This window comes from Paraperlucidibaca wandonensis (assembly GCF_042677145.1).
Lineage (GTDB): Bacteria > Pseudomonadota > Gammaproteobacteria > Pseudomonadales > Moraxellaceae > Perlucidibaca > Perlucidibaca wandonensis.
The window spans coordinates 1,551,376-1,564,795 of record NZ_JBHTIT010000001.1 but is presented as its reverse complement, the minus strand read 5'-3'; the positions used below and the strand labels follow the sequence as shown (position 1 = coordinate 1,564,795).

At 51.0% G+C, this 13,420-nt stretch carries 14 protein-coding genes and 1 pseudogene; 13 read left to right on the top strand and 2 right to left on the bottom strand.

Annotated elements, in window-relative coordinates:
- Positions 1-8 precede the first annotated feature (8 nt).
- Positions 9-461, bottom strand: a complete 453-nt coding sequence (aroQ, locus tag ACFQ0F_RS07380) for a type II 3-dehydroquinate dehydratase (RefSeq protein ID WP_379070681.1) — start codon at positions 459-461, stop codon at positions 9-11.
- Between the two features lie 398 nt (positions 462-859).
- Between aroQ and coxB the strand changes: the two genes are divergently transcribed.
- The 4 genes from coxB to ACFQ0F_RS07360 are packed head-to-tail and all read left to right on the top strand — an operon-like array spanning position 860 to position 5,155.
- The gene (coxB, locus tag ACFQ0F_RS07375) at positions 860-2,041 is read left to right on the top strand and encodes a cytochrome c oxidase subunit II (protein ID WP_340675565.1); all 1,182 of its coding nucleotides are present in this window, start codon (positions 860-862) and stop codon (positions 2,039-2,041) included.
- The gene (gene ctaD / locus ACFQ0F_RS07370; protein WP_340675566.1) at positions 2,038-3,639 is read left to right on the top strand and encodes a cytochrome c oxidase subunit I; all 1,602 of its coding nucleotides are present in this window, start codon (positions 2,038-2,040) and stop codon (positions 3,637-3,639) included. Before coxB ends, ctaD begins: the two co-directional genes overlap by 4 nt.
- 12 nt (positions 3,640-3,651) lie before the next feature.
- Complete coding sequence (locus ACFQ0F_RS07365; protein WP_340675567.1) at positions 3,652-4,185, top strand: cytochrome c oxidase assembly protein; 534 nt, start codon at positions 3,652-3,654, stop codon at positions 4,183-4,185.
- A gap of 52 nt (positions 4,186-4,237) precedes the next feature.
- Entirely contained in the window at positions 4,238-5,155 is a 918-nt protein-coding gene (locus ACFQ0F_RS07360) for a cytochrome c oxidase subunit 3 (RefSeq protein WP_340675568.1), read from the top strand.
- A gap of 40 nt (positions 5,156-5,195) precedes the next feature.
- Here the strand turns inward: ACFQ0F_RS07360 and ACFQ0F_RS07355 are convergent, their stop codons facing one another.
- A complete protein-coding gene (locus ACFQ0F_RS07355; protein WP_340675569.1) occupies positions 5,196-5,402 on the bottom strand; it encodes a DUF2909 family protein in 207 nt (68 codons plus the stop codon).
- 48 nt (positions 5,403-5,450) lie between these two features.
- On the opposite strand from ACFQ0F_RS07355, the gene ACFQ0F_RS07350 reads away from it, so the two are divergent.
- From ACFQ0F_RS07350 to ACFQ0F_RS07310, 9 genes and pseudogenes are all read left to right on the top strand, one after another.
- A complete protein-coding gene (locus tag ACFQ0F_RS07350; RefSeq protein WP_379070674.1) occupies positions 5,451-6,176 on the top strand; it encodes an SURF1 family protein in 726 nt (241 codons plus the stop codon).
- Positions 6,173-6,766 (top strand): hypothetical protein, encoded by a 594-nt coding sequence (locus tag ACFQ0F_RS07345; protein WP_379070671.1) that lies wholly within the window; start codon positions 6,173-6,175, stop codon positions 6,764-6,766. Before ACFQ0F_RS07350 ends, ACFQ0F_RS07345 begins: the two co-directional genes overlap by 4 nt.
- The gene (locus ACFQ0F_RS07340) at positions 6,759-7,790 is read left to right on the top strand and encodes a COX15/CtaA family protein (protein ID WP_379070668.1); all 1,032 of its coding nucleotides are present in this window, start codon (positions 6,759-6,761) and stop codon (positions 7,788-7,790) included. Before ACFQ0F_RS07345 ends, ACFQ0F_RS07340 begins: the two co-directional genes overlap by 8 nt.
- Positions 7,787-8,689, top strand: a complete 903-nt coding sequence (gene cyoE / locus ACFQ0F_RS07335) for a heme o synthase (protein ID WP_379070665.1) — start codon at positions 7,787-7,789, stop codon at positions 8,687-8,689. The genes ACFQ0F_RS07340 and cyoE overlap by 4 nt, the downstream gene beginning before the upstream one ends.
- Before the next feature lie 181 nt (positions 8,690-8,870).
- Positions 8,871-9,083, top strand: coding sequence for a cold-shock protein (locus ACFQ0F_RS07330; RefSeq protein ID WP_116207554.1), 213 nt, complete (start codon positions 8,871-8,873; stop codon positions 9,081-9,083).
- 592 nt (positions 9,084-9,675) lie between these two features.
- Positions 9,676-9,888: a cold-shock protein gene (locus tag ACFQ0F_RS07325; RefSeq protein WP_340675632.1), complete on the top strand. Its 213-nt coding sequence runs from the start codon at positions 9,676-9,678 to the stop codon at positions 9,886-9,888.
- Positions 9,889-9,890: 2 nt separating this feature from the next.
- Positions 9,891-11,108: pseudogene (gene rhlB, locus ACFQ0F_RS07320) on the top strand (ATP-dependent RNA helicase RhlB); the annotation flags it as partial.
- A gap of 249 nt (positions 11,109-11,357) precedes the next feature.
- A complete protein-coding gene (locus ACFQ0F_RS07315; protein WP_340675574.1) occupies positions 11,358-11,624 on the top strand; it encodes a DUF4212 domain-containing protein in 267 nt (88 codons plus the stop codon).
- Positions 11,625-11,637: 13 nt separating this feature from the next.
- A complete protein-coding gene (locus ACFQ0F_RS07310; protein ID WP_379070660.1) occupies positions 11,638-13,419 on the top strand; it encodes a sodium:solute symporter family protein in 1,782 nt (593 codons plus the stop codon).
- The last annotated feature ends 1 nt before the right edge of the window (position 13,420 follow it).

Sequence of the window (13,420 nt, the reverse complement as noted above, 5' to 3'; positions counted from 1 at the left end):
AAGTTTAATTAATGCGGTGTGGCGGGGCGCAGGTGGCGCAACGCATAGCTCAGGGCAAGCTCGTAGCCGAGTGGCCCTAAACCGCAGATCACGCCGATGGCGCGATCTGATAAATACGAGTGGTGGCGAAAGCTTTCGCGGCTGTGCACATTGGATAAATGCACTTCTATAAACGGGATGTTGACCGCTAATAATGCATCGCGAAGCGCCACTGATGTGTGCGTGAAGGCGGCGGGATTAATAATAATAAACTGCGTGCCATCAAGACCTGCCTGTTGCACGCGATCAATCAACGCGCCTTCGTGATTGCTTTGGAAGCAATCTAGCGTGACGTCGGCATGAGCTGCTTGCTGGCTTAGGCGAGAGTTAATCGCATCAAGCGTGTCGGCGCCATAAATGCCCGGCTCGCGCTTGCCGAGTAAGTTTAGATTGGGGCCATGCAGCACTAAAATTGCTGACATATTGCGATGTCCTTGTCGTAGGCAGCAGGTTTGTGCCAGTAAAAGCTAGGCCTAAGTCGAAACTGTGAGCCTGTAAATTCGTCTATCGTCGGCGAATGTCGCAGAAACGATGTTCGATAAGATTCCGCACAATACCCAATGCAGTTCTATCCGGCAATAAAATTACGATGAAATCTGTGGCGTGGGCAGCTATTGTGACTGGTTGGTCACGACTGTCAAGTCGACGATGGTCGGCAATCAAAGAAAAATTCGTGACTCACTGGACACCCGTCGTCGATGGTCTTACTCTCGGCTTCGAATAAGAAGAGGTGGGCACGTTGCAACGGCCAGTCACCCAGCCAGTGCAATGGATAAGTCCATCAGTGTTTCGAGTAGAACCACATACGAGGGTCCGTTGCATGCGGAAATTTGTCTTTTTGCGCACTATTTGCGCTGCACTGTTACTGTTCTTTACACCATGGCTTATGGCATCCACCAGCTGGGATATGACCCCAGGCGTGACGGATATCAGCCAGCAGGTTCACGGCCTACATCGAACAATTTTCTATATTTGCGCTGCCATAGGCCTGTTCGTTTTTGGCCTCATGTTTTGGTCTATTCTGCATCACCGTAAATCCAAAGGCGCTGTGGCCGCCAACTTTCACGAAAGCACCACGGTTGAAATAATCTGGACCATTGTGCCCTTTATTATTTTGATTGCGATGGCGGTGCCAGCAACGAAAGTACTGGTGGCGATGTACGACACCAGTGAGTCCACATTGACTGTTCGAGTGACTGGCTCTCAATGGAAGTGGAACTACGAGTACCTAACCTACGACGATGATAAAGACGTAAACGTTAGCTTTTTCTCCGTCCTCTCCACGCCTCGTGAACAGTATGAGCGCCAAGGTAAGGGCTGGTTAAACAACACTCCGGATTTTAAAAATCATCCAAACTACCTGATTGAGGTTGATAAGCCTCTAGTGATCCCAACTGGGCAAAAGATCCGCTTTTTAATTACGGCTGACGATGTTATTCACGCTTGGTGGGTGCCAGATTTTGCTATCAAGCGCGATGCTGTGCCGGGATTTATTAATGAAGTGTGGGCAGATGTTCCTGTGGGCAAAGAAGGGATTTACCGCGGTCGCTGTGCTGAGCTGTGCGGCAAAGACCACGCTTTTATGCCCATTGTTGTAGAGGCGAAATCCAAGGCTGATTTCAATGCATGGCTAGCTGAGGCGAAAGTGGCCTCGGTTGAAGAGGCCAAGGCCGCCGCAGCGTCTGTAGATTATCAATTCCCTTCATTAGATGCGGCTGTGAAAGAGGGTGAGGCTGTTTATCTTGCGCGGTGTGCTGCTTGCCACCAAGCAAATGGCACAGGCTTGCCGCCGATGTTCCCTGCGTTGAAGGGCAGCAAAATGGCTACCGAAAAAGCGCACCTTGAAGACCATATTAATATTATTTTGCACGGCAAAAATGCCATGCCGGCATGGAGCGGCTTACTCACGGCTCGTGAGCTAGCTGCCGTTACAACGTATGAGCGCAACGCTTGGGGTAATGACACCGGCGACCTAATCCAGCCCTTGGAGTTTGCGAAATGAGTACGAATCAAGCATCCATGACGCACGCCGCCGATGCGCATCACCCTCAGCTGAAGCCGTTCTTGCTGCGTATGTTTACGACGACTAACCACAAAGATATCGGCACTATGTATTTGGTGTTCGCGCTCTTAATGCTGCTCTGCGGCGGCTTGGCAGCGATGGTGATTCGTGCCGAGCTGATGTATCCCGGCATGCAGCTGGTGCAGCCTGACTTCTTTAATCAGATGACTACTGTGCACGGCTTGCTAATGGTATTTGGTGCCATCATGCCGGCGTTTACCGGCTTCGCAAACTGGATGGTGCCGATGATGATTGGTGCGCCCGATATGGCGCTACCACGACTCAATAACTTCTCATTCTGGCTGCTGCCGTTTGCGTTCGCTATCCTTATCGGCTCGGTGATTATGTCCATCCTTGGTTATGGCTCTGCGCCCAACTTTGGCTGGACCTTCTACGCCCCGTTGTCGACCACGTATGGCCCGGCAAGTACAGACTTCTTCATTTTTTCTGTCCACCTGATGGGTATTTCGTCGATCCTCGGCGCCATCAATGTGGTCGTGACCATTTTCAACCTGCGTGCCCCCGGCATGACCATGATGAAAATGCCATTGTTTGTTTGGACTTGGCTGATCACCGCATTTTTGCTGATCGCGGTGATGCCGGTGCTGGCGGGCGCGGTGACCATGATGCTTACCGACCGACACTTTGGCACCAGCTTCTTTGATGCTGCTGGTGGCGGCGACCCTGTCATGTTTCAGCATATTTTCTGGTTCTTCGGGCATCCCGAGGTCTACATCATGATTTTGCCGTCGTTCGGCATTATCTCGGCGATCATTCCAGTATTTGCGCGTAAGCCGCTGTTTGGTTACCCATCAATGGTCTATGCCACTGCTTCGATTGCGTTGCTATCGTTTGTGGTTTGGGCGCATCACATGTTCACCACCGGTTTGCCGCTCGCTGGGTCATTGTTCTATATGTACATGACCATGCTGATTTCGGTGCCCACAGGCGTGAAAGTGTTTAACTGGGTCGCCACTATGTGGAAGGGCTCGATGACCTTTGAAGTGCCGATGCTGTTTGCGCTGGCTTTCGTGGTTTTGTTCACCATTGGTGGTTTCTCCGGTCTGATGTTGGCAATCACCCCGGCGGATTATCAGTATCAAGATACTTACTTCGTCGTCGCTCACTTTCACTATGTGTTGGTTACTGGCTCATTGTTTGCAATCTTTGCTGGTGCCTATTATTGGCTGCCAAAATGGTCCGGCCATATGTTCAACACGACACTGGCCAAGCTGCACTTTTGGAGCTCTCTGCTGTCGGTGAACCTGCTGTTCTTCCCCATGCACTTTGTTGGCCTCGCCGGCATGCCGCGCCGTTATGCCGACTACTCCATGCAGTTTGCCGATTTGAACTTCTGGATCTCCATCGGCGGCTTCTGGTTTGGTGCCAGCCAGCTCTTCTTTATTGCCGTGCTGTTAACTATCAAGCGTCAACCGAAAGCCAGCGCAAACCCATGGGAAGCGCAAGAAGGCTTGGAGTGGACACTGCCCAGCCCAGCGCCATATCACACCTTTGAAACGCCACCGATCATTAAGTAAGCGCTAGATAACATGACCATGCCCAGCCCACAGAAACGACAGTTGCGCCTGCTACTGTTGAGTGTGGTTGGCATGTTTGTGTTTGCCGTGTTTTTGATGCCACCACTTTATGACGCGTTTTGTGAGCTGACAGGACTTAATGGAAAGCCCAATACGACAGCTGCAGTGGCGAGCGAAGTAGTCGACTTAAATCGCACCATTACTGTGGAGTTTTTAACCTCAGTTGATGCTGGGCTGCCTTGGCAATTTAAGAGTGAGAAAAATGCCATTGAAGTACATCCTGGTCAGATTAATACAGTCAAATTTGATGTTGTTAACAATGCGCGAACGGCGGTTACTGGTCGTGCCATCCCATCAATATCCCCAGCCTTAGGCGCAAGCCACTTAAAGAAAACAGAGTGTTTTTGTTTTCAAGAACAAACTTTGGCTGCCGGGCAAACTGTGGAAATGCCAGTAGTGTTTTACATTGATCCAGACTTACCTAAAAGCGTTAAAACCATCACCTTGGCGTATCGCTTTTATCGTCATTCAGATAAAACCTTATAAGAACATGCTGAGAGCCTTACCCCGCAGAGGGTATTCGTAAAAGGAGTGACACATGAGTACATCGCCACAAGAGAGCCCTGCTGGGCAAAGACCAGAACAGTATTTTGTGCCAGCTAGCAGCCCTTGGCCTATTGTTGGGTCATTTGTTCTGTTTATTTTAGTGATTGGTGCGGGCAACTTGATTCAGAGTAAAGGCGGCTCTGGCTTGGTGGCGAATGAAGGAACCTTCAACTTCTTATTCCCGTTAGGACTGCTAGGCGTATTTGGCATGATGTATTACTGGTTTCGCGACACGGTGCGCGAAAGCTTAGGTAATCAAAATTCACTGCAAATGGATCGTTCTTATCGCCAAGGTATGACGTGGTTTATTTTCTCTGAAATTATGTTTTTCGCGGCTTTTTTTGGCGCTCTGTTTTACGCCCGCACACTCAGCGTGCCGTGGCTAGCAGGCGAAGGCAAAGGTGTGATGACGCATGAGGTACTGTGGCCGCAGTTTCAGGCGCTATGGCCACTAGTTACTATGCCTAGCGGTCAAACCACGACAGCTATGGGGCCGTGGGGTCTACCATTTTTAAACACCGTAATTCTGCTCACTTCTTCCGTAACGCTAACCGTTGCACATCACGCATTACTCGAAGGTAATCGCGCACGTCAGGTTGGCTTTCTCGCCATTACCGCCGCGCTCGGCATGATATTCCTAGCCTGTCAGGTCTATGAATATCATCATGCCTATACGGCGCTAGGGCTGACAATGGAGTCGGGCATTTATGGCTCTACCTTCTTTATGCTCACGGGCTTTCACGGCTTACACGTGACTATCGGCACCATCATGCTCACCGTGATGACCATACGCTCAATTAAAGGGCACTTGACTCCAGATAACCATTTCGCCTTTGAAGCCACGGCCTGGTATTGGCACTTTGTTGATGTGGTGTGGTTATTCCTCTTTATTGTGGTGTATTGGCTGTAATGATGGTCTTGACGCCTCGCATTAGGCGAGGCGCCAGTGCTTATATGGCATGTGGCGTGATGTAGCCCAGAGTGCCAAGCACAAATAACGCAACGACAATAATAATGGACAGAATAACGCGGCGTTTCAGCGCTTCTAGTAAGCGCTTGGGGTCGCTAGGTTGGCCGCGTGAGAGTGCACGTAGCGCCAAGGCAAGTTGCCAAACCACTAAGCCTAAAGCGATGAGAAGAATAATTTTGGTCAGCATGAATCTACTCCGCGTAATGAGGCTTGCAGTATACGAGGAGTTCATACTTTGTCTGTAGCTGCGTCGCCGCAACCACCATCGCTATGGGCTTGGATTTTGCTTGTTAGTGTTGCAGGCATCTTATTGTCTTTAGCATTTTGGCAGTATCAACGAGGCGAAGACAAAGCCGTGTGGTTAGCGCAGCAAGTTCAGGGCAGTCAGTCTGCAGAGCTTGCTTGGTCGCAAACGCGTGCCTCAGTAGATGCAATGGTGAACAACCCAGTGCGAATTACTGGGCGTTTTTTGCCAGAGTATAAAATTGCTTTAGATAATCAGCCGCGAGCTGGCCGCGCTGGCGTTGAGCTATTGGTGCTTTTTAAGCCTGAGGCGAGTCAGTCCTCGGTTTTTGTCAATTTAGGTTGGGTGCCAAACGACCGAAATGGTGGTCCAGCTCTGCCAGTAAGCTTGCCGATCAATGGTGAGATCTACGGTGTCGTGCACCAACCATCGGCATTTATCACTTTGGGCGGCCCTGAGTTATTTAATAATGTCTGGCGAGTAGGGCGCATTGAGCCTGAAGCATGGGCGGCACGTTGGCAGATGAATATTGTGCCATGGGTGCTCAGGCTTGATGCCTCCGTGCCAGGTGCGTACTTGCGCGATTGGTCGCCGACAGAGAAGCAACAATTTGGGCCAGATCGTCATCGTGCTTATGCCTTTCAATGGTTAGCGTTGGCAATGGCGTGGTGTGGCTGTTGGTATGCCTTTTGGCGCAAAGGATTAGGAAGCGTATGAGTAAGCAAAAAAAGCCAGTAGCGAGACGAAATCGCTGGTTGCTATTGGGTTTTTTGGCCACCTTTATTGTGCCAATTATTGTTGGTCAGTTAGCCTATGACGGCAGTTGGTTTCGTGGTGGGCAGACCAATAAAGGCGAGCTAATCAATCCGCCATTGGCCAGTTCAAACTATGGCTGGCAGACCAAAAATACCGATGCGCCGGCACTCGATGCGCGCTGGTGGGTGGTGTATGCCTTGCCTGAAAGCTGTAATGCCGCTTGTCAGCAGAGCATTCAGGCATTGCCAAGAATGCATGAAAGCATAGGTCGCGAACGCGAGCGAATGGGCATTTTACTAGTTGCCGCTGAAGGTCAGAAAGCCTTGCCAGAATGGTTGCCTGAGTCGTTAAGCAACGCCGATTTTGTGCAATGGGTGACGCCAACCGTGAGTGGGTCTGCGCTAACTCAAGACAGTTGGTACATCATGGATCCTATGGGCTGGATGATGTTGCGCTACGCTATCCCAAGCGAAGAAGCCCCAGCAATTTTACGCGCGCAAGAGCTACTCGATGACCTATTAAAACTCTTAAAGGCATCTCGCATTGGTTAAGGCCCGCTACCCACGACTATATCGCGGCGTTCAATTTGCCGTGGTGCTTACGCTTATCGTCATTATGCTTGGGGCATGGACTCGTCTGCGTGATGCTGGATTGGGCTGCCCCGATTGGCCAACGTGCTACGGCCATTTAACGGTGCCATCAACACCGGAAAGCTTGGCGCGAGCTGAGGCGCTTTATCCGGGCAGCGTGGTGGAGCCGGCAAAGGCATGGCCGGAAACTATTCACCGGTATTTTGCTAGCAGCATTGGCCTCGTTATTTTGTTGCTGGCGGCATATTGCTGGCGTCGTCGGGAAGAGGACGCGATGCCCTGGCGGCATGCTCTAGCGCTATTAGTTTTGGTTTGCGTGCAAGGTGCTTTTGGCGCGTTGACCGTCACAGAAAAGCTTTATCCGCCTGTAGTCACAGCGCATTTGCTCTTGGGTTTTTCAACATTGACGGGCTTATTTTGGCTGCTGTTGCGAGTGCGTGGCGCCTTTCCTCCCACAGGCGATCGAGGTGCATCGCGACTTGGTTCATGGGTGGGCATAGCCATTGCATTGCTAGTCTGCCAAATAGCATTAGGCGGATGGACGGCGTCAAATTATGCCGCCACCGTTTGTACCAAACTGCCCATCTGCCAGACGGGTTGGCAGCAGGCTTGGTCGCCAGCCGAGGCTTTTAAGCTGTTTCATAATGATGATCAGTCGTATGAGTTTGCGCCACACTTGGGCCCTGCCGAAAAAATCACCATTCATGCGACTCATCGGATCGGTGCTATCGCTATTACGGCGCTATTCATTGGCCTGATAGTCTTGCTCATACGTCGCACCCATGCCACGCGCTACCGCTTTTTTGCGCTGCTGCTTGGGGCTGGGCTCTTTGTGCAAATTAGCTTAGGCATAGTCAATGTGGTTGCTGGGCTGCCACTCTGGAATGCAGTTGCGCATAACGTTTGGGCGGCAATATTGCTGCAATTATTGGTGGCATTAGCCTATGCCATTCACCGCGAAAAACGATTAGGAGGCTACTCATGACAACTCATATCGCCGAAATGGCAATGCGCCCTAGCTGGCGCGATTTTTGGGCCTTAACCAAACCTCGCGTGGTCGCCATGCTGATGGTCACAGCCGTAGTTGGCATGGTGTTGGCGCCGCATGAGTGGTTGAGCGCTTGGCAATATACAGCGGCGATTATTGGTCTTTGGGCTGGCATGGCGTCTGCTGCCGTGATCAACCAGTTTGCTGACCAGCAATACGACGCCATGATGGCGCGCACCCAGAGTCGCCCTTTAGTGAAAGGGCGCGTCACTGCCACGATGGCTTTGACCTGGGCTGGATTTTTGGCTGCCGCATCGATGATTTTGCTAACAGTTTGGGTAAACCCGCTAACCGCATGGCTAACCGCGCTTGGCATGGTTGGCTATGCCGGTATATATACGCGCTATCTAAAGCACGCATCGCCGCAAAATATTGTCATTGGTGGCTTGTCAGGCGCACTGCCTCCGTTGCTAGGTTGGGCCGCAGTCACGGGGCAGATGTCGGCTGAGGCATGGCTATTAGTGTTATTGATATTTGTTTGGACGCCGCCACATTTTTGGGCGTTGGCTATTCATCGTCGCGACGAATATGCCAATGCGGGCATTCCCATGCTGCCAGTGACGCACGGCATCGAGCTGACTAAGTCGCTAGTTTGGTATTACACCATTCTTTTATTATTGGTGAGCTTGCTGCCTTATTTGATCGGCATGATGGGGCCGGTGTATCTAGTGATGGCCATTGTCTTCGGGCTTGGCTTTATGCGAGAGGCCTGGCGCCTGCGTTATCACGACAAAGAAGGGCAGGCGATGAAGACATTCGGATTCTCGATTGTCTATTTGTTGGGTGTATTTGGCGGCCTGCTTTTAGACAGAATGATCAGCGTGGCAGTGGCTTAATGCCGATAAAGCACCATCCTGACAAAAGAAATCATACTTGCTTGTTGCTATGTGGGTGCAATCCGTGTCTAATCAGTTAGCCCGTGGGCATCATCACCTCGTAACGCTTTGTTTACCCATATGCGCCAAGGTTTGATGGCAGCACCACGGCCATCCGATACAGCGTTATTTGAGGTTGATTATGTCGCAACGTGAAGAAGGCACCGTGAAATGGTTCAACGATGCCAAAGGTTTTGGTTTTATTCAACGTCAGGCTGGTGAGGACGTGTTTGTTCACTTCCGCGCTATCCGTGGCGATGGTCACCGTTCATTACGTGATGGCCAAAAAGTTGAATTCAGCGTAGTTAAAGGTCAAAAAGGCTTCCAAGCCGAAGACGTTTTGCCGCTAGACTGATACTGTTTGTGAGAGCGGGCCTTCGGGCCCGCAATCATATCTAGTGCGGGTTTTTTTATCATTCCCCGCCATTTTAAATTTTCTTTAGTTACTGCATCGGGAGCCGGGTTTTATTTCCTGACGTGCTCGGCTTTGGTATTGGTATCTCGTTGGCCCGATGCCCAACCAGGTGATAGCCGCGTCGAGAGTACCCGTTATGCGTAGCAAACAAACTGTTGCATTGATTTATTCTGCTTTAGGTCTGGGTTTCGCCCTCAATGGCCTGTTCATGCTTATCCTGCCAAGTCTTTGGCTCAAACTATTCCCGCTAGCCTTTGTTGATCCTGCCGCGAATGCCGAATTTGCTGTTCGTCTATTGGGCACCATCGATATTGGTATGGCTCCTCTGTTTTTCTGGTGTGCGCGTAATTTAAAGCGCTGCCGTACCGTTCGTCTCTCATTAAGCATCATGGCCACAGGCTCTGCTGCCGTTGCTATTTTCAGCATGGTTGCTGGCAGTGCGTCGCTGATGAGCTTATTGCCGTCAATCATTTTGTTTGCCTTGCCAGCCCTTATTTTACTTGCACTGAGTTTGCCAGCCCGCACCATTCGTGTGAAAGGCCCGCGCGAGCAAGGTGAAGTGAAGTGGTTTAACGCCAATAAAGGCTTCGGCTTTATTACCCGCGACATGGGCGAAGATATTTTTGTGCATTACCGCGCGATTCGTGGCGAAGGCCATCGCACATTGCGTGAAGGCCAGCGCGTCGATTTCTACCTTAAGCGCGGTGACAAGGGCTTGCAGGCTGATGATGTGCAGATGATTTGAGCATGACAAATGACATAACTGCAGAACAGGCGAGTGCGGCAGCTGCTACGGTAGCGCTGGACTCAGCCTCCGACGCAACGCCTGAGGCTGAGCCCGCAGCGCCCGTGTTATTTCGTGATCTAGCGCTGCCCAATGAAATATTGCGCGCGGTAGATGATCTTGGCTTCTCTCAGTGCACGCCAATTCAAGGCCGTGTTCTGCGCTTCACATTGGCCGGTCACGATGCTATTGGCCGCGCACAAACCGGCACTGGTAAGACCGCGGCATTTTTGCTGACGGTCATTGCCGATTTCCTGAAAAACCCTCCTAGTCCTGAGCGTTGCTTAGGCGAGCCACGAGCTTTGGTATTAGCACCAACTCGTGAGCTGGCATTGCAGATTGCTCGCGACGCAGAAGATTTGGGTAAGTACGCCAATCTCAATGTGGTGACACTAGTTGGTGGCATGGACTACGAGAAGCAGCGTCGTCAATTGAGCAGCGCTCCCGTGGATATCGTGGTGGCAACACCTGGACGCCTCATCGATTTCGCTAATAAGCAGGAGCTATTCCTCGACCAAGTCGAACTGCTCGTAATTGATGAAGCTGATCGTATGCTCGACATGGGATTTATCCCTGATGTGAAGCGTATTGTTCGCCTGACACCACCGAAATCGCATCGCCAAACGCTAATGTTCTCGGCAACTTTTACGAAAGATGTGCTTAATTTAGCGGCGCAATGGACGTTCTATCCAGTCACCATTGAGATAGAGCCTGAGTCCGCCGCAACCGCAAATATTGAGCAAAAGGTCTATATCGTCACTGCCGATGAAAAAGTAGCGCTGCTCTACAACCTCATCACCACACAATCCTTGGATCGCGTCATGGTCTTCGCCAATCGCCGCGATCAAACGCGCCGATTAACGGATGTGTTGAAGGCGCATGATATTTCCTGCGCCTTGCTCTCTGGCGATGTGCCGCAGGAAAAGCGTGTGAAAACGCTAGAGAATTTCCGCGAAGGCAAAATCAAAGTGCTAGTCGCTACTGATGTGGCAGGCCGTGGCATTCATATCGATGGCGTCAGTCATGTAGTGAATTTCACCTTGCCCGAGCAGCCCGATGACTATGTGCACCGCATTGGTCGTACCGGTCGTGCCGGCGCTAGTGGCACTAGCATCAGCTTTGCTTGTGAAGATGATGGCCACTTAATTCCCGAACTTGAAGCCGCTATTGGACGAAAGTTGGAGTGTCTGTATCCACCTGCTGAGCTACTCGCTGAAATACCAAAAGTGAATGTAGTGCATGGTGCCTCTGGCGCTCAACCCGCACCACGTAAGCCTCGCCCAGGCGGTGGCTCATCTCACACAGGCAATCGCCGCCGCTAAACCTGACTCCACCATTTGTTTTCTTACGACCAAAGTCCTGATTCCCGAATCAGGACAGATCGTTAGAGTCGATATCAGGCATTTTGCCTTCGTATCGGAGAAAAACAAATGGCGAGTTCCAATAACTCTCAGGCGAAAGCCTATTGGCAAGCCAACCTAAGGCTCCTACTTAGTTTGCTTGTGGTGTGGTTTGTCGTGTCCTTTGGTTTTGGCATTCTGTTTGTTGATGCCCTCAATCAAATCCATCTTGGCGGTTTCAAATTAGGCTTCTGGTTTGCCCAGCAAGGCTCTATTTTTACTTTTGTGATTTTGATTTTCGTTTATGCAGCAAAGATGAATTCGCTTGATCGTAAATTTGACGTTCATGAAGATTAATCGGAGCTAATAAATGGATACTCAAACTTGGATTTATCTCGCTGTCGGCTCCTCTTTCGCGCTCTATTTCGGTATTGCGCTGTGGGCACGCGCCGGCTCAACTAGCGAGTATTACGTCGCCGGCGGCGGCATTCACCCCATCGCAAACGGTATGGCAACTGCCGCTGACTGGATGAGTGCCGCGTCATTTATTTCGATGGCTGGCATCATCTCGTTCTCGGGCTATAGCGGCTCGGCCTATCTGATGGGCTGGACTGGCGGTTATGTGTTGATGGCCCTATTACTCGCGCCATACCTGCGCAAGTTCGGTAAATTCACTGTGCCTACCTTCATTGGCGATCGCTTCTATTCGCAAACGGCACGTATCGTTGCGGTGGTGTGCTTGTTGGTGATTTCACTAACCTATGTAATCGGTCAGATGCGCGGCGCTGGTGTCGCATTTTCGCGATTCCTCGAAGTCGACATTGAAACCGGCCTCTATATCGGCATGGCCGTGGTCTTTAGCTATTCCGTATTAGGCGGCATGAAAGGCATTACCTATACGCAAATCGCGCAATACGTCGTGCTGATTTTTGCCTACACCGTTCCTGCCATATTCATCTCTCTGCAATTAACCGGTTGGGCTATTCCGCAGATTGGTTTAGGCGCTACCTTGCAAGGCAGCGACAATGTGTTCTTGCTACAGGCCGTTGATAATATTGTTCAAGACCTTGGGTTTGCGCAATACACCGGCATGGGTTCGGCGACCACACTTAACGTCTTTCTGCTTACCATGTCACTGATGATCGGTACTGCCGGTCTGCCTCACGTAATTGTGCGCTTTTTCACCGTACCGAAAGTGCGCGATGCACGCCGCTCAGCGGGTTGGGCCTTAGTGTTTATCGCCATTCTCTACACCACAGCACCAGCAGTTGGCGCGATGGCAATCTACAACTTGGCGAAAACCATCCAGCCCGGTGAAGTGGGTAGTCCAACTGGCAATATGGTGTTGGAAGATCGCCCAGATTGGATGAGATCGTGGGAAAAAACCGGTTTGCTGAGCTTTGAAGACAAAAATGGCGATGGTCGTGTGCAGTATTACAACGACAAGAACCCTGAGTTTGCCGCTAAAGCAGAAGCCGCAGGTTGGAAGGGCAATGAAATCACTATCGATAAAGACATCATGGTGCTGGCTAATCCAGAGATTGCGAAGCTACCGAACTGGGTAATTGCGTTAGTTGCAGCGGGTGGTTTGGCGGCGGCGTTATCGACAGCGGCAGGTTTATTGTTGGCGATCTCTTCAGCCATTTCGCATGATTTGTTGAAGGGCGTGTTTATGCCGAAAATCAGCGATAAGAGCGAGTTGCGTGCCAGTCGAATCAGTATGGTCGGTGCCATCATTGTGGCCGGCTACTTGGGGCTTAATCCGCCCGGCTTTGCTGCGGAGGTGGTGGCATTGGCCTTCGGCTTAGCTGCGGCCTCTCTATTTCCTGTGCTGATGATGGGTATTTTCAGTAAGCGCATGAATAAAGAGGGTGCGATTGCCGGCATGTTGGCAGGCCTACTAAGTACGGTGATCTACATCTTCTTATTTAAAGGCTGGTTCTTTATGTCAGGCACCAATATGTACCCAGACACCTTGGATGGTTGGTTCTTTGGTGTTTCACCATCGGGCTTCGGTGTCATTGGTGCGCTGATCAACTTCGCTGTGGCTTATGCCGTGTCGAGCATGACACCGGCCCCATCACAGGAAATCCAAGACTTGGTGGAAAGTGTACGGATTCCACGCGGTGCAACTTCGGCTGTTGCTCATTAAT

Coding starts and splice junctions, on each gene's coding strand:
- aroQ (WP_379070681.1), bottom strand. CDS start 461: ATGTCAGCAATTTTAGTGCTGCATGGCCCCAATCTAAACTTACTCGGC.
- coxB (WP_340675565.1), top strand. CDS start 860: ATGCGGAAATTTGTCTTTTTGCGCACTATTTGCGCTGCACTGTTACTG.
- ctaD (WP_340675566.1), top strand. CDS start 2,038: ATGAGTACGAATCAAGCATCCATGACGCACGCCGCCGATGCGCATCAC.
- ACFQ0F_RS07365 (WP_340675567.1), top strand. CDS start 3,652: ATGACCATGCCCAGCCCACAGAAACGACAGTTGCGCCTGCTACTGTTG.
- ACFQ0F_RS07360 (WP_340675568.1), top strand. CDS start 4,238: ATGAGTACATCGCCACAAGAGAGCCCTGCTGGGCAAAGACCAGAACAG.
- ACFQ0F_RS07355 (WP_340675569.1), bottom strand. CDS start 5,402: ATGCTGACCAAAATTATTCTTCTCATCGCTTTAGGCTTAGTGGTTTGG.
- ACFQ0F_RS07345 (WP_379070671.1), top strand. CDS start 6,173: ATGAGTAAGCAAAAAAAGCCAGTAGCGAGACGAAATCGCTGGTTGCTA.
- cyoE (WP_379070665.1), top strand. CDS start 7,787: ATGACAACTCATATCGCCGAAATGGCAATGCGCCCTAGCTGGCGCGAT.
- ACFQ0F_RS07330 (WP_116207554.1), top strand. CDS start 8,871: ATGTCGCAACGTGAAGAAGGCACCGTGAAATGGTTCAACGATGCCAAA.
- ACFQ0F_RS07315 (WP_340675574.1), top strand. CDS start 11,358: ATGGCGAGTTCCAATAACTCTCAGGCGAAAGCCTATTGGCAAGCCAAC.
- ACFQ0F_RS07310 (WP_379070660.1), top strand. CDS start 11,638: ATGGATACTCAAACTTGGATTTATCTCGCTGTCGGCTCCTCTTTCGCG.